This is a genomic window from Oleomonas cavernae, from assembly GCF_003590945.1.
GTDB lineage: Bacteria > Pseudomonadota > Alphaproteobacteria > Zavarziniales > Zavarziniaceae > Zavarzinia > Zavarzinia cavernae.
Genome location: NZ_QYUK01000011.1, coordinates 507508 through 528014, shown reverse-complemented (window position 1 = coordinate 528014; position 20507 = coordinate 507508). Strand labels below are relative to the sequence as shown.

Sequence of the window (20507 nt, the reverse complement as noted above, 5' to 3'; positions counted from 1 at the left end):
ATGCTCAATTGAGGGCGCCCGCGCGCGTCATCGCCGCTTCCATGCGCTCGGCAGTGGCAGCGCCGATGGGCAGCAGCGGCAGGCGCAGGTCGGGCTGGCAACGGCCCAGCCGTGCGACACCCCACTTGGCGGGCGAGGGATTGGTTTCGAGGAACAGGGCTTCGTTCAGGGGCGCCAGCCTGTCCTGGATCGACAGGGCGCGGCCGAAGTCGCCCGCCAGGGCGGCCTCCTGCATGTCGGCATAGGCCCGGGGCACGACGTTGGAGCCCACCGAGATGCAGCCCCGGGCACCGGTCGCGACCGAGGCCAGGGCCAGGCCGTCGTCGCCTGAAAGCTGGATGAAATCGGGCCCGATCACTTCGCGGTGCTTGGCGATGCGCGAGACGTCGCCGGTGGCTTCCTTCACCCCGATGACGGTCGGCAGCCGGGCGATGCGGGCCATGGTGGCCACGGTGATGTCGACGACGCAGCGGCCGGGAATGTTGTAGACGACGATCGGCAGGTCCACCGCCTTCGAGATCGCCTCGAAATGCGCGAACAGTCCGTCCTGGCTGGGCTTGTTGTAATAGGGCGTGACGATCAGACAGGCATCGGCGCCGGCCCTCTTGGCATGGGCGGCGAGGTCGATCGCCTCGGCCGTCGAGTTCGAGCCGGCGCCGGCAACCACCGGCACCCGGCCGGCCGCCGCCTCGATCGCCAGTTCGACCACCTGGTGGTGTTCTTCATGGCTGAGCGTCGGGCTTTCGCCGGTGGTGCCGCAGGGCACGATGCCGTGGGTGCCCTCTTTGATCTGCCAGTCGACGAAGTCCTGAAAGGCACGCGCATCCACCTTGCCGTCCTTGAACGGGGTGATGAGTGCGGTGATCGACCCGCGCAGGCGGGTGCGGACGTCGGACATGACAGGCCTCCAATTGAGCCGCAGACCATAGCCAACCAGGGCCCTGCCTTCAACAGCGGGGAAGCGCGCACCCATCACGGGATTTCGCGAGCGACCGACATTGTGCTATATGACTAAGTCATACCCAGGAGGTTGCGATGACGGTGAAAACGACCCTGAGCTTCACGGACCGCCACCATCGCTTTATCGCCGAGAAGGTCGGCACAGGGGTCTTCGCGTCTCACAGCGCGGCCGTGTCCGCGGCGATTGAATTGATGATGCAGGACGAGGCAGAGCGGGAAGTGGCGTTGGCTGCCCTGGCTGATGAAATCCGCGATCGCATGCGGACGCCGCGTGACGAGTTCGTTGATGAGGACCAGGTGGTGGGCGCGGCCCGGGCGCGGATCGCCGCAAGCAACCCGTGATCTATCGCATCCGCTATCATCCTTCGGTCGGGCGCGATCTGGATGGGATTGCGCAACGGATCCTGGAATTTGCAGGGCCGAAGATCGCCGAGGCCAAGCTGGATGAGATCCTGCAAACGATCAGGCGTCTGTCCGTACAGCCCCACATCGGGTCGCTCCGTCAAGATATCGCCCCCGGGCTGAGGGCCATCCCGGCCGGCCGCAAGGGTGTCGTCGCCTTCGTGGTCGACGATGAGGCAGCGCAAGTCCTGATCTACGCGGTGACCTATGGCGGTGCCGATTGGGCCATGCGCACCAAGCTGCGCCGCTGATCGTGCGCGTGAATCCCTGGGGCGACGAATCCTTGGTATAGGTTGACGCATAGCACCCCCACCCTCACCATCGCGGCAAATCCAGGGCGTGGGGACCGATCGAATGACCAAGGCGAAACTTCTCGTGGGCCTGGCCTTCAGCGCCCTGTTGGCGCTCGCCGGTTGCGACAACGGCAGCGGCCAGCCGCAGGCCCGGCCCCCCGCGCCCGTGACCGTGGCCCCGCCCCTGGTGCGGGACATGGCCGACTACGACGAATTCACCGGCCGCTTCGCCGCGGTCGATTCCGTCGAAATCCGCGCCCGCGTCTCCGGCTACCTCGATTCGATCCATTTCAAGGACGGCCAGGAAGTCTCCAAGGGGCAATTGCTGTACGTCATCGACCCGCGCCCCTTCGAGGCCGAGGTGGCGCGGGCCAAGGCGGATGTCGATGCGGCCGATGCCCAGCTCGAACTGGCCGAACGGGAGGTTGCCCGCTATGGCGCCCTGCGCCAGGGCGGCAACGCCTCGCAGCAGACCCTGGACGAGAAACTGCAGGCCCGCCGGTCGGCCTCGGCCAGCGTGCAATCGGCCCAGGCCGCGCTGCGCCAGGCCGAGCTGAACCTCGAGTTCACCAGCATCACGGCGCCGGTCGCCGGCCGCATCAGCCGCACCAACGTGACGGTCGGCAACCTGGTCTCGGGCGCCGATGCCGGCGGCACGGCGCTGACCACCATCGTCTCGGTCGACCCGATCTATCTCTATTTCGACGGCGACGAGCAGGTCTATCTGCGCTCGCAGCGGCGCAACCTGCTGGGCGAATTGCCGGATCCGCGCATCACGGCGATTCCGATCGACCTTGCCCTGGCCGACGAGACCGGCTTTCCCCACGCCGGCTGGATGGATTTCGTCGACAATCAGCTCGACCAGGCGACCGGCACGATCCGGGTCCGCGGCATCTTCGCCAATCCCGGCCGGGTGTTCACCCCGGGCATGTTCGCCCGTGTCCGCGTCGCCGGATCGGAGCCCAAGCGCACCATCCTGATCCCCGACGCCGCCATCGGCACCGACCAGACCCGCCGCTTCGTCTGGGTCATCGGGGCGGAAAACAAGCCGCAGCTCACCATCGTCGAACTGGGCTCGGCCGTGGGCAGCCTGCGCGTTGTCCGCAGCGGCCTGACCCCAACCGACCAGGTCGTGGTCAACGGCATCATGCGGGTCCGGCCGGGCGTCCCGGTCAGCCCGATCCCGGCGCACCTCGACGACGACGGCAAGATCGTCAACGACCCCACCCCGGTGGCCGACGCCAAGCCGGAGGGCGCGAAGTGAAGATCCCGCACTTCTTCATCGACCGCCCGATCTTCGCGGCGGTCCTGTCGATCGTCATCATGATCGTCGGCGGCATCGCCTTCTTCGGCCTGCCCATCGCACAATACCCGGAAATCGCCCCGCCCACCGTGGTGGTGACCGCCAACTATCCCGGCGCCAACCCGGAAGCCATCGCCACCACCGTGGCCGCCCCGATCGAGGAGCAGGTCAACGGCATCGACAACATGATCTACATGCGCTCCTACTCGTCGGCCGACGGGCGCATGCAGTTAACCGTCACCTTCCAGCCGGGGACCGACCTCGACACCGCCCAGGTGCTGGTGCAGAACCGGGTCTCGATCGCCGAGCCGCTGCTGCCCGAGGAAGTGCGGCGCCAGGGCGTGACCACCGCCAAGTCGTCGCCCGACCTGATGATGGTGATCCACCTGCTGTCGCCCGACAGCACCTTCGACAATCTCTACATCTCCAATTACGTATCCCTGCAGATCAAGGACGTGCTCTCGCGCGTGGACGGCGTGGGCAGCATCACGGTGTTCGGCGCCCGCGACTATGCCATGCGCATCTGGCTCGATCCCGAGCGGATGGCCAACCTGAACCTGTCCGCCGAGGATGTCCTCTCGGCCGTGCAGTCGCAGAACAACGAGATCGCCGGCGGCAAGCTGGGCCAGCAGCCGCTGGAGCTGGCGACCCCGTTCGAGGTGCCGGTGCGCCTGCAAGGCCGCCTGCAAACGCCCGAACAATTCGGCGAGATCATCGTCAAGGCCGTCTCGGGCGGGCAGTTCGTGCGCCTGCGCGACGTCGCCCGGGTCGAGCTGGCGGCGCGCGACTACACCACCAATTCCTATCTCGACGGCAAGCCGGCGGCGGCCATGGGCGTGTTCCAGCGCCCGGGCTCCAACGCCGTCGCCACCGCCGCGGCGCTGAAGGCCAAGATGGCCGAACTGTCGCAGGCCTTTCCCAAGGGCCTCGAGTACCGGATCGTCTACAATCCCACCGACTTCGTCGAGGAATCGATCGCCGAGGTGGTGAAGACCCTGTTCGAGGCGATCGCCCTGGTCGTCATCGTGGTCTTCGTCTTCCTGCAAAGCTGGCGCGCCACGATCATCCCCATCGTCGCCATTCCGGTCGCCCTGATCGGCACCTTCGCGATCATGGCGGGCCTGGGCTTCTCGCTGAACACCCTGTCGATGTTCGGCCTGGTGCTGGCGATCGGCATCGTCGTCGACGACGCCATCGTGGTGGTCGAGGCGGTGGAACACCACATTGCCCAGGGCCTCAGTCCCCGCGATGCCGCGCGCAAGACCATGGACGAGGTTTCGGGCGCGCTGATCGCGATCGCCATCGTCCTGGGCGCGGTGTTCGTGCCGACCGCCTTCATCCCCGGCATCTCCGGCGCCTTCTACAAGCAGTTCGCGGTGACCGTCGCGGTTGCCACCGCCATCTCGGCCTTCAACTCCCTGACGCTGAGCCCGGCGCTGGCCGCCCTGCTGCTGCGGCCCCACCGCATCCACACGACCGACAGCCGCAATCCCCTGCGCTGGCTGTTCAGCGGCTTCAACCGGGGCTTCACCTGGCTGTCCGACCGCTATGGCCGGGTGGTGGGTGGCTTCACCCGCCGCGCCGCGCTGCTGCTGATCGTCTATGCCGGCCTGATCGGGGCGACCGTGTTCGGCTTCGCCCATGTCCCGACCGGCTTCATCCCGATGCAGGACCGCGGCTATCTCATCGCCGTCATCCAACTGCCGCCGGGCGCCTCGCTGGCGCGGACCGACGAGGTCCTGCACCGTGCCAGCGACATCGCCCGCGGCGTGCCGGGCGTTGCCCATACCGTGACCATTGCCGGCTTCTCGGGCGCCACCTTCACCAGCGCCTCCAACGCCGGCGCGATCTTCGTAACCCTGAAGGACGCCGCCGAGCGCGCGGCCGAGGGCCATTCGGTCGACGCCATCATGGCCGAACTGAATCAAAAGCTGTTCGTCATCGAGGAAGCTTTCGTGCTGATCGTGCCGCCGCCGCCCGTCTCGGGCATCGGCAATGCTGGCGGCTTCTCGCTGCAGATCCAGGATCGCCTGGGCCAGGGCATCGGCCCGCTGAAGACCGCGGTCGACGATTTCGTGACCAAGGCCAACCAGATTCCCGGCCTGTCCTCGGTCTACACCCCCTTCACCATCGGCACGCCGCAACTGTTCGTCGATGTCGACCGGGTGAAGGCGCAGATCCTGAACGTCTCGCCCCAGGCGATCTTCGACGCCGTGACCACTTTCCTGGGCTCGTCCTACGTCAACGACCTGACCCTGTTCGGCCGTTCGTATCGCGTCACCGCCCAGGCCGATTCCCAGTTCCGCATCGACCAGGCCGACATCGCCCACCTGCGGGCCCGTTCCAACGACGGCGCCATGGTGCCGCTGGGCTCGGTCGCCTCGTTCCGCAACATCTCGGGCCCCGACCTGGTGGTCCGCTACAACCAATACCTGGCCGCGCCGGTAACGGGATCGCTGCTGCCGGGCGTCAGCACCGGGCAGGCGCTGTCCAGCCTGGAAGCCCTGGCCACGGAGAGCCTGCCGGAAGGTATCGCCTTTGAATGGACCGAGTTGTCCTATCAGCAGAAGATTGCCGGCAATACGGCGCTGATCGTCTTCCCGCTGGCCGTGCTGTTCGTCTTCCTGGCCCTGTCGGCGCAATACGAGAGCTGGGCCCTGCCGCTGGCGATCATCCTGATCGTGCCCATGTGCCTGCTTTCGGCCCTGGGCGGCATCTATTTCCGCGGCATCGACAACAACATCCTGGTGCAGATCGGCTTTGTCGTGCTGGTGGGCCTTGCCTCGAAGAACGCGATCCTGATCATCGAATTCGCCAGGCAACAGGAAGACCTGGGCAAGGACCGCTTCGCCGCCGTGCTCGAAGCCTGCCGCCTGCGCCTGCGCCCGATCCTGATGACCTCCTTCGCCTTCACCTTAGGCGTCGTGCCGATGGCGATCGCGGCAGGCGCCGGCGCCGAAATGCGCCAGGCCCTGGGCACCGCGGTGGTCTTCGGCATGCTGGGCGTCACCATCTTCGGCCTGCTGTTCACGCCGGTTTTCTATACCGTGATCCGCGGCCTGGTCGGCCGGCGCGAAAAGCGCGGGAATATGGCGACAACAGCCCCGGCGGAATGACCGGCCGGGTGGCGCTATCGCCGGGTCGTCGCTATCCTGGGTGGCCAGGGATCTGCTGATTCGGGGACTGGGGTTCAAGATGCGGCTGGCCACGGGAATGGTGTTGTTAGCGCTCGCGGCGGGTGCGGCGGCGACGCTTGCACCGTTCGATCACCCGGCGCAGGCGCAAACGACGGCGGCGCGCTTCCCCTCGCTGCTCAGCGCTTCCGACCGGCAGATCTATACCCAGGCCTTTGCCGCGGCCGCCGATGGCGACTGGGACAACGCCGCGGCGATCGCCGCCCCGGCCCGCGACCGCACCCTGGCCAAGGTCATCGACTGGCAGCGCTTCCTGGCCAAGGAAAACTATGCCGGCTTCGACGAGATCGCCCAATTCGTCGACCGCAATCCCAATTGGCCGCGCCGCGCCACCCTCCTAGCCCGGGCCGAGGCGGCGATCGACCCGACCGCGACCACCCCGTCGCGCCTGATCACCTGGTTCGAACGCAACCCGCCGGCCACCGGGATCGGCAAGCTGCGCTTCGGCGCCGCCCTGCTGGCCGCCGGCGACAAGGCGCGCGGCCTGCTGCTGCTGCGCCAGGGCTGGATCGATGCCGACACCGACAGCCTGGCCGAGGGCCAGATCCTGGCCAGCTATGGCGGGCAATTGACCCAGGCCGACCATATCGCCCGGATGAACCGGCTGCTGATGGACGAGGATGTGGCCGAGGCGCGGCGCCTGCAGCCGCTGCTGCCGCCCGACTACCGCGCCATGTCGACGGCGGCGATCTCGTACATCCTGGCCGCCAAGACCGCGGCCAAGGATCTTGCCGCCGTTCCCGCCGCCCGCCGGGACGAGCCGGGCCTGCTGTTCGCGCGCGTGCGCTATCTGCGCTCGCTCGATTACGACGACCAGGCCGTCGACCTGATCGCCAGCCTGCCCGAGGGCACCACGGCACAGAATGCGCCTAAGTGGTGGCCGCACATCCGCTACGCTGCCCGCCGCCTGGTCACCGCCGGCCGCTACCAGGAAGCCTACCGGGTCGCCCGGATGCACAACCTGACCGACGGCACCGATTATTTCGAGGCGGAATGGACTGCCGGCTGGATCGCCCTGCGCTTCCTGCGCCAGCCCGATGTCGGCCTGCGCCATTTCACCGCCATGTCGACCAAGGTGAAGACGCCGATTTCGGTCTCGCGCGCCAGCTACTGGGCGGGGCGGGCCGCGGCCGCGGCGGGCAATGCCGCCGCCGCGCGCACCTGGTACGAAAAGGCGGCTGCCCAGTCGCAAACCTTCTACGGCCAGCTCGCCGCCTTCGAACTGGGCGAGACGGTGTCGCGCGCCCTGCCCGTCGATCCCCGGCCCGATGCCGGGGCACAGGCCACCCTCGACCGGGACGAGCTGGTCCGGGCCGCCCGCATGCTGATCGAAATCGGCGAGGTGAACCGGATCCGCCCCTTCCTCAAGCAGGTGATGGAGAACAATCCCTCGCCCGCGCTGCGCGCCCTGGTGGCCGACATGGCCGCGACCAACGGCGGCACCTATGCCGGCGTCATCGCCGCCAAGGAAGCCAGCCTGGCCGGCACCTTCCTGGGTGCCCGCGGCTATCCGATCATGAACATGCCCGAAGGCGCCCTGACCGAGCGCGCCCTGGCCCTGGCCCTGACCCGGCAGGAGAGCGAATTCCGCGCCGAGGCGGTCAGCCCGGCCGGCGCCCGCGGCCTGATGCAGTTGATGCCGGGGACCGCCAAGCTGGTGGCCAAGGACCTGGGCCTGACCTTCGATCAGGGACGGCTCACCTCCGACCCCTCCTACAACATGACCCTGGGCGTCGCGCACCTCGACGAGCTGCTGGAGGATTTCGGCGGCTCCTACGCCATGGTCGCCGGGGCCTACAATGCCGGCGGCGGGCGCATCGACCAATGGGTGGATCGTTTCGGCGATCCGCGCTCGTCCACCGTCGATGTCGTGGACTGGATCGAGATGGTCCCCTTCGAGGAGACCCGCAACTATATCCAGCGCGTGATCGAGAACACCCAGGTCTATCGCCAGCGCCTGGCCGGCAGCAAGCAGCCGGCCCTGGGCATCGCCCGGGACCTGTTGCGCGGCGCGGGCTCGCGCGCCTCGCCGATCGTCGACCGGCCCTACCGCGGCAGCACCGCCGGCTGAACTCGAGCCCATAAAAATTCCGGAGGAATGATGGCCGCCTATCGTGACCTGCGTTACACGTCCCATGACGGCCTCTCCCTCTATGCCCGCTACTACGGCAATTTCAGCGACAGCCGCCTGCCGGTCGTCTGCCTGCCCGGCCTGACCCGCAATTCCAAGGATTTCGAGAGCCTTGCCCTGCACCTGTCCCAAGGCGGACGGCGCGTGATCTCGCCCGATTTCCGCGGCCGGGGCCTGTCGGACTACGACCCGGTGATGATGAACTACGTGCCGCCGACCTATGCCCGGGACGTGATCGAACTGCTGGGCCTGACCGGGATCAATCGGGCGGTCTTCGTCGGCACCTCGCTGGGCGGCATCGTCACCCAGATCGTCTCGCTGCTGGCGCCGCACCTGCTGGCCGGCGCGGTGCTCAACGATATCGGCCCCGAACTGTCGCCCGAGGGCCTGGCCCGCATCGCCGCCTTTGCCGGTAACCAGTCGGATCCCGCCACCTGGGACGAGGCGGTGGCACAGATCAAGGGCCTGAACCTGTCGCAGTTCCCTGTCTTGCCCGACACGGCGTGGGAGCGTTTCGCCCATGCCGTCTTCGTCGAGAAGCCGGAAGGCGGCCTGCGGCCCAATTATGATGCCAAGATCGGCGAAGCGCTGCGCACAGGCGGGCCGGGCGGCGACCTGTGGGCGGTCTTCGGCGGCCTGGCGGCCGTCCCCACCGCCGTCCTGCGCGGCGCCCTGTCCGACCTGCTGTCGCCGGCGACGGTCGCCAAGATGGTGGCGGCCAAGCCCGACCTCGTCACCGTCGAAGTGCCCGAGCGCGGCCATGCCCCCCTGCTGGACGAGCCCGTCTCGGTTGCCGCCATCGAGGCCCTGATCGCCCGCGTCGAGGGGTGAGCGATGGGTTGGCGCAGCTTTGCCCTCGTCGCGATAATCGTGGCGATGAGCGGCCAGGCACTGGCCGACGTTGCCCTGCCGCCGCGGGAAATCATTGAACAGGTCCGCCTTGAGGATCCGACACTGATCAACCGCTTTCTCGATGCGGCGGTCGATCCCGACAGCGTTCCCAGGGTGGCCGGAATAAGCCTGGGCGTGGCACGGACGATCCACAGCCTGAAATCGCCCAGCGTCTGCTTCTCTGCGACCGACAATGCTTATCTTGCCGAATTGACGCCTATCGTCGCGGAAATCTCGACTCTGACCGACGAGCCGACAATATTGCGTCCCTGTGGCCAGGCGGACGATCCGCCCTACCTGCTGCTCATCATGGATTACGATCAGCGTCGCGAAAAAGTCGCCTCGTTGATGAACAGTTCCTCGTTCGTCCGCTTTGCTGTCAAGGATTTCATCAAGGTCACCGTTGGTGTCGACGGCATCGAGCGTCAGTGCGGCGAAGTACATTTCATGACCAACGGCATGCATCCTTCGCGCATCACCCTCGCCTTTGCGGTCATCGCCGCCGAGGCCCCGTCGTTGGCACGGAAACGCTGCTTCGCCCTCATGCTGCTGCGCTTCCAAGGCTTGTCGATGGGCGCGGCCTTCGACAACGGCAGCCCGCCCCCCGAGGCCGACTTGGCAACCGCCATGACGCCCGAGGAAAGGCTGTTTCTCTGGATGCTCTACCGGATGACACCGGGCCTTAGCCGGGCCGCCGCAAAGGCCCAGGCCACCGTCCTGATCGAGCAGATTCAACAGCAACCATGAGATATTCCCAGTATCTGGCGCCGTGTCTGGCCTTGTTGGCGTTCTCCGCCCATGCGGGGGCTTTGCCGCCGCCGGATGCGCCATCGCTTGCCCGCGATCCAGCCACCATCGACCGCTTCGTGGCGGCCGCGCTGGGTGGCGCGCCCTACTATAATTTCATGCAGCTGCCGATCGATGCCGAGCGCCTTGCCCGAGTGGCCGACGGTAAGCCGCTGCACTATTTCGACTGGTCGGACTTGACCGCGGCAGAACCGCCGGCGATCGAGCGCATCAGGGCACTGACCGGCCTCGCCCCTTCACCCGAGCCGGGGTCGCCGGACTATGACCAGGCGACGCTGATCGTCCGCGAGGAAAAGCCGGCGCTGGACACACCACGGCCCCAGGTCAGCCTTGATCCGCCCTTCTATGTCACGCCCGCTGCCGCCGCCCTGCCGGCGGCGGGCTGCGGCAGCTATGCGATGTCCATGCACCCGCTCAAGCCGCGAGAGGTGGGCTTCGTCACCATCCGTATCGTCGAGGGCACGCCTGCCCGGGCACAGCAGCGTTGCCTGGCGCTGATGCTGCTGCGCGCGCTGGGCCTGATGGGCATGGCGGAAGCGGCCTCGGGCGAGGCTGTCCCGGCCGATGCCGACCCGCAGACCATGTTGACCCCGCAGGAGGAATTGTTCCTGTGGCTGGCCTACCAGATCCCGGTCGGCAGCGACCGCGACACCGTCAGGAAGGTCGCCGCCGAGCGGCTGGAGTACCTCGCCGCCCAGCCCTGATCGTCATGCGCTGATGCGGTCAACCCGGCTACCCAATAGGACCCAACCTCGTAAATTCGTAGGTAAGATGCGAATTTGCAGCCATAGAGCGAGACTTGTCTGCCGACCACCTCACCCTTCCCATCGCTTCGCGACGGGCCCCTTCCCTCTCCCCCGCACGCGGCGGAGAGGGAGCTTGGGGTTACACCGAGAAATACTTGGCCTGGGGGTGGTGGACGACGATGGCGCTGGTCGACTGCTCGGGGTGGAGTTGGTCTTCGTCGGCCATGACGACGCCGATGCGCTCGGCCCCCAGCAGGGCGAGGAGCTTGTGCTGGTCGGCGAGGTTCGGGCAGGCGGGATAGCCGAAGGAATAGCGGCTGCCGCGGTAGCCCTGCTTCAGCATCTTGTCCATGTCGCGGTCGTCCTCGTGGCTGAAGCCCAACTCGCCGCGGATGCGCTTGTGGACATATTCCGCCATCGCCTCGGCCATCTCGACCGACAGGCCGTGCAGGTAGAGGTAATCCTGGTAGCGGTTCTCGGCGAACCAGGCGCGCGCGATCTCGGAGGCCTGCTGGCCCATGGTCACCACCTGCAGGCCGATCACGTCGCGCTCGCCACTCGTTACATCGCGGAAGAAATCGGCGATGCACAGGCCCCCGGCCCGCGCCTGGCGCGGGAAGGCGAAGCGGGAGACCTCTTTCTCGCCCGACTCGTCGAACAGCACGACATCATTGCCCTCGGCCGCGGCCTTCCAGTAGCCGTAGGCGGCCTGGGGCTTCAGGATGTGTTCGCGCTGGGCCTGCTCGACCAGGCGATTGAGGATCGGGCGCACTTCCTGGGCGGCCCAGGCGCGGTAGTCCTCCAGGCTGCGGCCCATCTTGTCGAAGCCCCACTGGAACTGGAACAGCATGGTCTCGTTCAGGAACGGGACGAGTGCCTTCAGCGGCATGTCCTCGATCACCTTCGCCCCCAGAACGGCGGCACCGGCACGCTGACGCCCTTCGCCAATTCCTCGCGGCGGACGCGGGTTTCCTCGAAATCGACCGGGCGGGCGATCGAGGCTTCCGTGGCCTGGCCGATGCGCTTGGCATTGGACGGCCGGCCGGCGCGCTTGGCCTGCGCCGCCTTCAGGTGGTCGTCGAAATTGTCGTTGACCACCTTGGCCATCAGGTCGAGGCCGTCGAAGGCATCGCGGGCATAGGCGACCCGGCCCGACGCATAGGCGCGAACGCAATCCTCCTCGACATACTTGCGGGTGAGCGCCGCACCGCCTAGGAACACCGGCACGTCCAGGCCCTGGCGGGTCATCTCCTCCAGGTTCTCGCGCATGATCACGGTCGACTTGACCAGCAGGCCGGACATGCCGACGGCATTGGCCTTGTGCGATACCGCCGCTTCCATGATCGCGCTCAACGGCTGCTTGATGCCGAGGTTGACGACCTTGTAGCCGTTGTTGGTCAGGATGATGTCGACCAGGTTCTTGCCGATGTCGTGGACGTCGCCCTTCACCGTCGCCAGCACGATGATGCCCTTCTCCTGGCCCTCCACCTTCTCCATGAAGGGTTCGAGATAGGCGACGGCGGCCTTCATGGTTTCGGCCGATTGCAGGACGAAGGGCAACTGCATTTTCCCAGAACCGAACAGCTCGCCCACCACCTTCATGCCGTCCAGCAGGAAGGTGTTGATGATGTCGAGCGGCGCATGCGCCCTCATCGCCTCCTCGAGGTCGTCCTCTAGCCCTAAGCGGTCGCCATCGACGATGCGCTGGGTCAGGCGTTCCTCCGCCGTCTCGGCCCGCGCCTTCTTCACCGTCTTGGCGGCGGTGCGGTCGGCGAACAGGGCGATGAAGGCGTGAAGCGGATCGTAGCCTTCCGTGCGCCGATCGAAGATCAGGTCCTCGGCGGCCTTGAGTTCATCGGGCGCGATCTTGTGCAGCGGCATGATCTTGGACAGGTGCACGATGGCCCCGGTCAGGCCGCGGCGCATGGCATGGTCGAGATAGACCGAGTTCAGGACATGGCGCGCCGCCGGGTTCAGGCCGAAGGAAATGTTGGAGAGGCCGAGGATGATCTGGCACTCGGGCATTTCCTTGGCGATGGTCTCGATCGCGTCCAGCGTCTCCAGGCCCAGCTTGCGGTCGTCCTCGTTGCCGGTGCAGATGGTGAAGGTCAGCGGGTCGAACAGAAGGTCGCTGGGCGGCAGGCCATGCTTGTTCACCGCGAAATCGTAGAGACGCTTGGCGATGCGCAGCTTCCCCGCCGCATCCTTGGCCATGCCGGCTTCCTCGATGGTCAGCGCCACCACGGCGGCGCCGAACTTCTTGGCGAGCAACAGGCGGCTTGAAGCCGGCTCCTCGCCGTCCTCGAAATTGATCGAGTTGATGATCGGCTTGCCGCCATAGAGCTTCAGCGCCGCCTCGATCACCGGCAGCTCGGTCGAGTCGATGACCAGCGGCGCATTCACCGAGCCGCGCATGCGGCTGATGACCTCGGTCATGTCGGAGACTTCGTTGCGGCCGACGAAGGCGGTGCAGACGTCGAGGGTGTGGCTGCCCTCCTTCACCTGCTCGCGGCCCATGGCCACGCACTTGTCCCAGTCATGCGCCGCCTGGGCCTCGCGGAAAGCCTTGGAGCCGTTGGCGTTGCAGCGCTCGCCGATCGAGAGGTAGGCATTCTCCTGGCGGAACGGCACCTGGGAATAGAGCGAGGCGACCGAGGGGATCCAGACGAAGCTGCGCTTGGACGGGCGCGGCCGGGGGGCAGCGCCGTCAATCGAACGCAGCATCTGGTCGAGCGCGCGGATATGGTCGGGGCCAGTGCCGCAGCACCCCCCCACCATGTTGATGCCGTCTTCCTGAACGAAGCGGCGCACCCACTTGGCCAGTTCGTCGGGCCGAGCGGATAATGGGTCTTGCCGTCCAGCAATTCGGGCAGGCCGGCATTGGGCTGCACGGCGATGCGGCCCGGCCAGTTTTCCGACAGGAACTTGACGTGTTCCGCCATTTCCTGGGGCCGGTGGCGCAGTTGAGGCCGATCAGGGGCACGTCCAGGGCATGGATCACGGTCGCCGCGGCGGCGATGTCGGGGCCGACCAGCAGGGTGCCGGTGGTCTCGACCGTCACCTGGACGGCGATCGGCGTGTTGGTGCCCAGCTTCGCCCGGGCGATCTTGGCGCCGTTGACGGCGGCCTTGATCTGCAGCGTGTCCTGGCAGGTTTCGATCAGGATGGCATCGACGCCGCCGGCGATCAGGCCCTCGGCCTGGGCGGTCAGGGCCAGTTCCAGCGGGTCATAGGCGATGTGACCCAGCGAGGGCAGGCGCGTGCCCGGCCCGATCGAGCCCAGCACGAAACGCTTGCGCCCGTCGTGGGCCAGTTGCTCGATCGCCTCGCGGGCGATTTCGCCGGCGCGCTTGTTCAGCTCGAAGGTTTCGTCCTGGAGGTCGAATTCGGCGAGCGTGATGGGCGAGCCGCCGAAGGAATTGGTCTGCACCATGTCCGAGCCGGCCAGCAGGTAGGACAGGTGGATATCGCGCACCACGTCGGGCCGGGTGCGGTTCAAGACCTCGGTGCAATTCTCGCGGCCGTCAAAATCCTTGTCGGTGTCGAGGTTCAGGGCCTGCACCCGGCTGCCCATGGCGCCGTCGCACAGCAGGATGCGGTCGTCGAGATGGTCGAGGAAATTGCTCATGACTCAGGTCCTCAGGCGGCGACGGCAGTCGGGGCGGCGCGCAGGCCCAACAGATGGCACAGGGCGAAGCAAAGGTCCGCCCGGTTCAAGGTGTAGAAGTGGAAATCCTTGATGCCCGCAGCGGCCAGGCCGCGTACCTGCTCGGCCGCGATGGTCGTGGCCACCAGCTTGCGGGTTTCGGGATCCTCGTCCAGGCCTTCAAAATGGCGCGCCATGGTGCCCGGAATCGCGGCGCCGCAGGCGGCGGCGAAACGCACGATCTGCTTGAAGTTCGAGACCGGGATGATGCCGGGAACCACCGGCACCGTGATCCCGGCCGCCAGCACGCGGTCGAGGAAGCGGAAGTAGACGTCGTTGTAGAAGAAGAACTGGGTGATCGCCCTGGTGGCGCCGGCGTCGATCTTGCGCTTGAGATTGTCGAGGTCGACGCCGGGCGACGGCGCCTCGGGATGGATTTCCGGGTAGGCCGCGACCGAGATCTCGAAATCGGCGACGCGCTTCAGCCCCGCCACCAGGTCGGCCGCGCGGGTATAGCCGCCGGGATGGGGTTCGTAGGGGCTGCCTGGCACCTGCGGGTCGCCGCGCAGGGCGACGATGTGGCGGACGCCGGCATCCCAATATTCCCGGGCGACCTCGTCGACCTCGCCCTTGGCGGCGGCGACGCAGGTCAGGTGCGCGGCCGGGTTCAGGCTGGTCTCGTCGACCAGGCGCTTGACCGTGGCATGGGTGCGCTCGCGCGTGGAGCCGCCGGCCCCATAGGTGACCGAGACGAAGGACGGCTGCAGCGGCTCCAGCCGGCGCACGGTGCGCCACAGGGCATCCTCCATTTCCGGGGTCTTGGGCGGAAAGAATTCGAACGAGACGTTCAGCGGGCCGAGGGGCGCGAGGATCATGGCAGGTTCCACTTCAGGAAACGGTATCGATGGCGGCGGCGCGCCCGAGCGCCGGCCGGCCGGGCTTGCGCCCCAGCCACAGGCCGACGGTCAGCGGATCCCCCGACAGGGTTTCGGCAAGGCCGATGTCGAGATGGGCATGCTGGCCCCATTGGGCGACCTCGCGCGGGGCAAAGCCGAGCCGCCGATGGGCATGATGCTCGCGCAATTCCTCATGGGCGTGGGGCAGGAAATCGACCAGGGCCACCCGCCCGCCGGGCGCCAGCACGCGCGCGGCCTCGTCGATCGCGGCCTGCGGATCGGCCGCGAAGTGCAGCACCTGGTGGAAAAGCACCAGATCGACCGTTTCGTCGCCGACCGGCAGCGCATTCATGTCGCCGTGGCGGACCTGGCAATGATAGAGCCCGGCGCCATCGAGTTTCGCCCGCGCGATGCCCAGCATTTCGTGGCTGAGATCGACGCCCAGCCCGCGTTCCGCCTTCGGGCCGAACAGTTCCAGCATGTGCCCGGTGCCGGTACCGATGTCGAGCAGCAAGCCGATCGGCGCCTCGCCCAGGATGCGGGTCAGGGCGGCGTCGACCTCGGCTTCCGAAACATGGAGGGCACGGATACGGTCCCATTGCGCGGCGTTGGCGGCGAAATAATCGGCCGCCACTTCGGTGCGGGCGCGCAGCACCCCGTCGAGCCGGGCCTGATCGCGCAGATAGGTCGAATCACCGCGGTTCAGCATCGCCCGCAGGTGGTTGGCCAGCGCGGCCCCCGTGCCGTCGGCCGCGGGGCGATGGAAGACCCAGGCCCCCTCGCGAAACCGGTCGACCAGCCCGGCTTCGGCCATCAACTTCAGATGACGCGAAAGGCGCGGCTGACTTTGCCCCAGAATCTGGGTCAATTCGGTCACGGTCAGCTCCGCCCGGTCGAGGAGGCCCAGGATGCGCAGCCGAGTAGGCTCGGCCGCGGCTTTGAGGGCAGCGAGCAGGTCGGTCATCGGGTCAGGCGTCAACGATTGCGCACATAACAAGACATAAACATATCTTTATATCTGTGCGCAACTCTCTTCGCTCAGCCCGGCGCATTCGCCTGCCAAGGGTGTTGCCCTGGTGGAATTGTTGCTGCAATGCGACGGTGCAGAGGTGCGATGCGTTCACCCCTGGGGATGGGCCAAATTCGCCTTTCTCGATAAGAGAGCCATATGTTAACCAATTGGTTCGTATAGGGACGCTCCCGCATTGGTGGGGAGTCTCACCAGGTGCGGAGGAGAGTTCGGTGGCACAGACGGGTGAGAAGGACCAGGCGATCGTGGTCTATCGCCGTGAGCGCACACGCTTTGGCCGCCTCATCGCCGCAGGGATGACGATTCTCCTGCTCGCCGGTGTCGTCGGCGGCTGTGCCAAGCGCCCGCCGGCCGATGATTCCGAGGCGATCGTCGAGTTCCAGAAGCGCAACGACCCCATCGAGCCCCTGAACCGCTACTTCTTCGAAGTGAACCGCTTCCTCGACTATATGTTCCTGAAGCCGGTCGCCACGATCTACCGCAGCCTGACGCCCGATCCGGTGCAGCGGGGCCTGCGCAACTTCCTCAACAACCTGCGCAGCCCGGTGATTCTCGCCAACGACCTGCTGCAGGGCGAGTGGGACCGGGCCGAGATCACCGCCGCGCGCTTCATCACCAATACCATCGCCGGTGTCGGCGGCTTCTACGATTATGCCAGCCACATCGGCTATCCCCGCCATGACGAGGATTTCGGCCAGACCCTGGCGGTCTGGGGGCTGGACGAAGGCCCCTATCTGGTGCTGCCGCTGCTGGGCCCCAAGCCGCCCCGCGATCTGGTCGGCCTGATCGTCGACCAGGGCTTCGACCCGCTAACCTATGTTCTGCCGGCCAATGACGCGGAATATGTCGGCTATGGCATCATGGGCGCCGACATCGTCGACAGCCGCGCCCGAAACATCGAAGCCTTCGACGATCTCGAGGCTTCCTCGATCGATCTCTATGCCACGCTGCGCAATCTCTATCGTCAGCAGCGCGCGGCAGCGATCGAGAACAAGGACAACAGCGAAGCCGATATGAGGTTCGCCGATCCCTTGTGAATTCGACGGGCCGGGCGCGAGGGAACCTCGACCGCGGCCAGCCCGTTTCTTCAGCGTCCGGCAGATATTCGGCCATGGTGGTCGGCGGCATGCCGGTTTGTGGCGTAACGACCTGAAAGGCACGAGATGACCCGCCGTTATCTTCTGCTCCGACTTGGTGCCATGGCTCTTGCCCTCGCCGGCTTCATGGCCGCCGGGCGCGGCGCCCATGCCGCCGACCCGGCCACGGACTTCATCCAGGATCTGGGCGGCAAGGCCATCGCGGTCCTGGCCGACAAGACCTTGGCGGCAGCCGACCGCGAGACCCGCTTCCGCGAGATCTTCCTCTCGGCCTTCGACGTGCCGGCGATCGGCCAGTTCGTGCTGGGCCGCTATCGCCGCAGCGCGACCCCCGACCAGCTCGCCGAATTCGACAGGCTCTATACCGACGACGTGGTGAAGACCTATTCCCGCCGCCTGTCGCAGTACAAGGGCGAGCAGCTCAAGACCCTGGGTTCCCAGGTTCAGGGCGACGAGACCGTGGTGCGCAGCCAGATCATCAGCCCCAACGGCGGCAAGCCCGTCAGCGTCGACTGGCGCCTGACGGGCTCGGCCGGCAGCTACAAGATCGTCGACGTGGTGATCGAAAACCTGTCGATGCGCAACGCCCAGCGCGAAGACTACGGCAGCGTGGTCAGCGCCGGGGGCATGGATGCCCTGCTCACCGGCCTGCGCAAGAAGGTCGGCACGTCGAGCTGACTCGCCCCGCCGGCAAGGCGTCGGTCCATGGCCGGCGCCTTTTTACCGTCAGGGCGATAGCCATCCCCCTTGACCTGCCGGCCATGCCCTTGCGAGTTTCCGGGTGACGGCTGCGTCATCAATAACAACCAGACAGCCGCGGCCAGGGAGAGGGACATTCGCCCATGACCACGACCGAGGTACCGGCGCCGGCACTTCCGGCCGCGGCCGGGGCTGACAAGGCTGCCGCCGCAGCCCGCATCCCGCGCGGGCAGCTTCTGGCCTATGCCGCCCCGGCCCTGGGCCTCTACGCCATCGGCCTGCCGGTCGCGGTGCAACTGCCCGCCTATTACGCCAAGGACCTGGGGCTGGGCCTGACCCTGGTCGGCCAGATCTTCATGCTGTGCCGCTTCTTCGACTTAGCCGCCGACCTGGCCCTGGGTGCAGTCAGTGACCGGGTGCGCAGCCGCTGGGGCCGACGCCGGCCCATGCTGGCCCTGGCCGTGCCGCTGATGTGCCTGGGCGCCTTCCAGATGTTTGCCCCGCCCGAGGCGGTCGGGCCGATCTACGTCCTGGGCTGGCTGATCGTGATGTACGCGGGCTATGCCCTGGGCGTGATCAGCCATATGTCCTGGGGGGCGAACTCTCGCCCGACTATCACCAACGCAGCCGTATCCAGGGCTGGCGCGAAATGGCCGGCATCACCGGCATGCTCTCGGTCCTGGCCGTTCCGGCCGTACTCGAGTCGATCGGCGGCGGGACCAGGGCCGACCAGATCGCCGCCATGGGCTGGTTCATCGTCGCGATCTTTCCCTTGGGCGTCCTGTTCGCCATCACCCGCGTGCCCGATCCCCCGTTTGTCGGCACCGGCGCCCCGCACCTGACCCTGCGCACGGCACTGGTCACGATCGCCCGCAACCGCCTGGTCCGCCGGGTGCTGCTGGTCGATCTGCTGGTCGGCGTGCCGCCGGCGATCACCGGCGCGCTCTATATTTTCATGGTCGAGTTCATCGTCGAGGCGCCGGAGCTGAGCTCGCGCCTGCTGCTGGGCTATTTCGTAGCCGGCATCGTCGGCATTCCCGCCTGGCTCGCCCTTTCCTACCGCATCGGCAAGCACCGCGCCTTTACCCTGGGCGCCTTGTGGCACTGCGTGACCGGCCTGCTTTTCCTGACCCTTGGACCCGGCGACAGCATGGGCCTGGCGGCCCTGACCATTCTCAACGGCTTCAGCTACGGCTCGGGGACGTTCCTGTTGCGCTCGGTCATGGCCGATGTCGCGGATACCGACGAGCTGGAGACCGGCCACAGCCGGACCGGCCTGTTCTATGGCCTGCTGGCCATGACCAACAAGGTCGGCTACGCGCTGGCGGTCGGCGTGGCCTATCCGGTGCTGGCCCTGTTCGGCTTCTCGCCCAGCCACGACATGGCGGCCGGCGACGGCCCGGTGCCGGGGGTCGATGCCTTGCTGGCGATCTATGTCTTCGTGCCGTTGGTCATGAACCTGTCGGCGGCGGCGGTCATGGTACGCTTTCCGCTGGACGCGAACCGTCTGGCCGCGGTGCATCGCGCCCTGGCCGAGCGGCGCGCCCGGGCTTGAGCGCACGGCGGATCAGGGCGGCGATCTCGACCGCGACGACGATCAGACCGGCGATCAGGGCCGGCCGGGGGCCGTAGCCGACATCGAGGTTGGACGCCAGGACCAGCAGCGGGTCGACCCCGCGCAGGGCCCAGAAGAAGCTTGCCTCGGCCAGCGCCGCCCCTAGCGCGGCGACGACCACCATCAGGGGCAGCCGTGTCAAGCCCAGCGAGGTCAGCCGGCGCCGCGCCATGGCCCACAGATAGAGGCCGGCCACGACCGTGGCCTGCCCGGGGTCGACCTTGGACTGCATGAAATAATGCACGATGCCCAGGATCGCGATGCCATAGACCAGGCGATGCAGGGCGCGCCAGCGCGCCGGGCCCAGGCGCCTGACCATGCCGTCGGTCGAGGTCGCGGCCAGGGCGCTGAGGCCCAGCAGGGCGATGAAGCCCAGCAGCAGGTAAAAGCGCTTGACGATCTCGGCCACGACCAACCCTAAGTCGAAGGCCTGGTCGCCGACAAAGAGCATGAAGTGGGTGGCGATATAGGCGAAGGCGGCCACACCCACCATGCGCCGCACCAGGATCAGCGACGGCCAGGCAAGGCCCTGGCGCAACGGGGTCAACACCAGCGAGATCATGAGGAAGCGGATGCCCCACAGGCCGGTGCCGTGAATGACCGCGTTCAGCGGCCGGGGCATCAGGTCGCCATTGGCCCATTGCACCGCCAGGACGCCGCCCGGCAGGAACAGGCCGATGAAAACCGCCAGCTTCAGGGCCGACAGGCGGCCGCGGCGGTCGTTCCAGGGCCAGGAAATGTTGGACACGATGGACATCACTGGTGAGGTTCGCCCCCTTGAGTGTCCAGGTTACAGC

At 67.1% G+C, this 20507-nt stretch carries 14 protein-coding genes and 2 pseudogenes; 11 read left to right on the top strand and 5 right to left on the bottom strand.

Features of this window, described 5'->3' with window-relative positions; translation table 11 throughout:
* Positions 1 to 4: 4 nt before the first annotated feature.
* Positions 5 to 898 (bottom strand): 4-hydroxy-tetrahydrodipicolinate synthase, encoded by an 894-nt coding sequence (gene dapA, locus D3874_RS05980; RefSeq protein WP_119777271.1) that lies wholly within the window; start codon positions 896 to 898, stop codon positions 5 to 7.
* A gap of 137 nt (positions 899 to 1035) precedes the next feature.
* On the opposite strand from dapA, the gene D3874_RS05975 reads away from it, so the two are divergent.
* From D3874_RS05975 to D3874_RS05940, 8 genes are all read left to right on the top strand, one after another.
* Positions 1036 to 1302, top strand: a complete 267-nt coding sequence (locus tag D3874_RS05975; RefSeq protein WP_119777270.1) for a hypothetical protein — start codon at positions 1036 to 1038, stop codon at positions 1300 to 1302.
* Positions 1299 to 1613 carry a type II toxin-antitoxin system RelE/ParE family toxin gene (locus D3874_RS05970; protein ID WP_119777269.1) on the top strand — a complete coding sequence of 105 codons (315 nt, stop codon included), beginning with the start codon at positions 1299 to 1301 and terminating at the stop codon, positions 1611 to 1613. Before D3874_RS05975 ends, D3874_RS05970 begins: the two co-directional genes overlap by 4 nt.
* A 103-nt stretch (positions 1614 to 1716) precedes the next feature.
* Positions 1717 to 2919 (top strand): efflux RND transporter periplasmic adaptor subunit, encoded by a 1203-nt coding sequence (locus D3874_RS05965; RefSeq protein ID WP_119777268.1) that lies wholly within the window; start codon positions 1717 to 1719, stop codon positions 2917 to 2919.
* On the top strand, positions 2916 to 6074 hold the full coding sequence (locus D3874_RS05960) for an efflux RND transporter permease subunit (protein ID WP_119777267.1): 3159 nt from the start codon (positions 2916 to 2918) through the stop codon (positions 6072 to 6074). The genes D3874_RS05965 and D3874_RS05960 overlap by 4 nt, the downstream gene beginning before the upstream one ends.
* Positions 6075 to 6171: 97 nt before the next feature.
* Positions 6172 to 8223, top strand: a complete 2052-nt coding sequence (locus D3874_RS05955) for a lytic transglycosylase domain-containing protein (RefSeq protein WP_158595859.1) — start codon at positions 6172 to 6174, stop codon at positions 8221 to 8223.
* A 30-nt stretch (positions 8224 to 8253) separates the two neighbouring features.
* Positions 8254 to 9114, top strand: a complete 861-nt coding sequence (locus D3874_RS05950; RefSeq protein ID WP_158595858.1) for an alpha/beta fold hydrolase — start codon at positions 8254 to 8256, stop codon at positions 9112 to 9114.
* Between the two features lie 3 nt (positions 9115 to 9117).
* A complete protein-coding gene (locus D3874_RS05945; RefSeq protein WP_119777264.1) occupies positions 9118 to 9921 on the top strand; it encodes a hypothetical protein in 804 nt (267 codons plus the stop codon).
* Positions 9918 to 10685, top strand: coding sequence for a hypothetical protein (locus D3874_RS05940; protein ID WP_119777263.1), 768 nt, complete (start codon positions 9918 to 9920; stop codon positions 10683 to 10685). Before D3874_RS05945 ends, D3874_RS05940 begins: the two co-directional genes overlap by 4 nt.
* A gap of 181 nt (positions 10686 to 10866) precedes the next feature.
* Here D3874_RS05940 and metH read toward each other — a convergent pair.
* The 3 genes and pseudogenes from metH to D3874_RS05925 form a co-directional block, all read right to left on the bottom strand.
* A pseudogene (gene metH / locus D3874_RS31890) lies at positions 10867 to 14355 on the bottom strand (methionine synthase).
* 11 nt (positions 14356 to 14366) lie between these two features.
* Positions 14367 to 15248 carry a methylenetetrahydrofolate reductase [NAD(P)H] gene (gene metF / locus D3874_RS05930; protein WP_119777262.1) on the bottom strand — a complete coding sequence of 294 codons (882 nt, stop codon included), beginning with the start codon at positions 15246 to 15248 and terminating at the stop codon, positions 14367 to 14369.
* A 13-nt stretch (positions 15249 to 15261) separates the two neighbouring features.
* A complete protein-coding gene (locus tag D3874_RS05925; protein ID WP_119777261.1) occupies positions 15262 to 16233 on the bottom strand; it encodes an ArsR/SmtB family transcription factor in 972 nt (323 codons plus the stop codon).
* 278 nt (positions 16234 to 16511) lie between these two features.
* Between D3874_RS05925 and D3874_RS05920 the strand changes: the two genes are divergently transcribed.
* The 3 genes and pseudogenes from D3874_RS05920 to D3874_RS31885 all read left to right on the top strand — a co-directional run bounded on the left by D3874_RS05920 (position 16512) and on the right by D3874_RS31885 (position 19650).
* Positions 16512 to 17336 (top strand): MlaA family lipoprotein, encoded by an 825-nt coding sequence (locus tag D3874_RS05920; RefSeq protein WP_119777260.1) that lies wholly within the window; start codon positions 16512 to 16514, stop codon positions 17334 to 17336.
* 162 nt (positions 17337 to 17498) lie between these two features.
* The gene (locus D3874_RS05915) at positions 17499 to 18074 is read left to right on the top strand and encodes an MlaC/ttg2D family ABC transporter substrate-binding protein (RefSeq protein ID WP_158595857.1); all 576 of its coding nucleotides are present in this window, start codon (positions 17499 to 17501) and stop codon (positions 18072 to 18074) included.
* A 164-nt stretch (positions 18075 to 18238) separates the two neighbouring features.
* Positions 18239 to 19650 (top strand): annotated as a pseudogene (locus D3874_RS31885) (MFS transporter).
* On the opposite strand, the gene D3874_RS05900 reads toward D3874_RS31885, so the two are convergent.
* Complete coding sequence (locus tag D3874_RS05900) at positions 19571 to 20458, bottom strand: protein-methionine-sulfoxide reductase heme-binding subunit MsrQ (protein ID WP_408899961.1); 888 nt, start codon at positions 20456 to 20458, stop codon at positions 19571 to 19573. The pseudogene D3874_RS31885 and the gene D3874_RS05900 sit on opposite strands and share 80 nt — an antisense overlap.
* Between the last annotated feature and the right edge of the window lie 49 nt (positions 20459 to 20507).

Excerpts from the sequence above, each read along its gene's own strand:
- D3874_RS05950 (WP_158595858.1), top strand. The coding sequence starts at position 8,254 with ATGGCCGCCTATCGTGACCTGCGTTACACGTCCCATGACGGCCTCTCC.
- D3874_RS05965 (WP_119777268.1), top strand. The coding sequence starts at position 1,717 with ATGACCAAGGCGAAACTTCTCGTGGGCCTGGCCTTCAGCGCCCTGTTG.
- D3874_RS05945 (WP_119777264.1), top strand. The coding sequence starts at position 9,118 with ATGGGTTGGCGCAGCTTTGCCCTCGTCGCGATAATCGTGGCGATGAGC.
- D3874_RS05925 (WP_119777261.1), bottom strand. The coding sequence starts at position 16,233 with ATGACCGACCTGCTCGCTGCCCTCAAAGCCGCGGCCGAGCCTACTCGG.
- D3874_RS05955 (WP_158595859.1), top strand. The coding sequence starts at position 6,172 with ATGGTGTTGTTAGCGCTCGCGGCGGGTGCGGCGGCGACGCTTGCACCG.
- metF (WP_119777262.1), bottom strand. The coding sequence starts at position 15,248 with ATGATCCTCGCGCCCCTCGGCCCGCTGAACGTCTCGTTCGAATTCTTT.
- D3874_RS05915 (WP_158595857.1), top strand. The coding sequence starts at position 17,499 with ATGGCTCTTGCCCTCGCCGGCTTCATGGCCGCCGGGCGCGGCGCCCAT.
- D3874_RS05940 (WP_119777263.1), top strand. The coding sequence starts at position 9,918 with ATGAGATATTCCCAGTATCTGGCGCCGTGTCTGGCCTTGTTGGCGTTC.
- D3874_RS05975 (WP_119777270.1), top strand. The coding sequence starts at position 1,036 with ATGACGGTGAAAACGACCCTGAGCTTCACGGACCGCCACCATCGCTTT.
- dapA (WP_119777271.1), bottom strand. The coding sequence starts at position 898 with ATGTCCGACGTCCGCACCCGCCTGCGCGGGTCGATCACCGCACTCATC.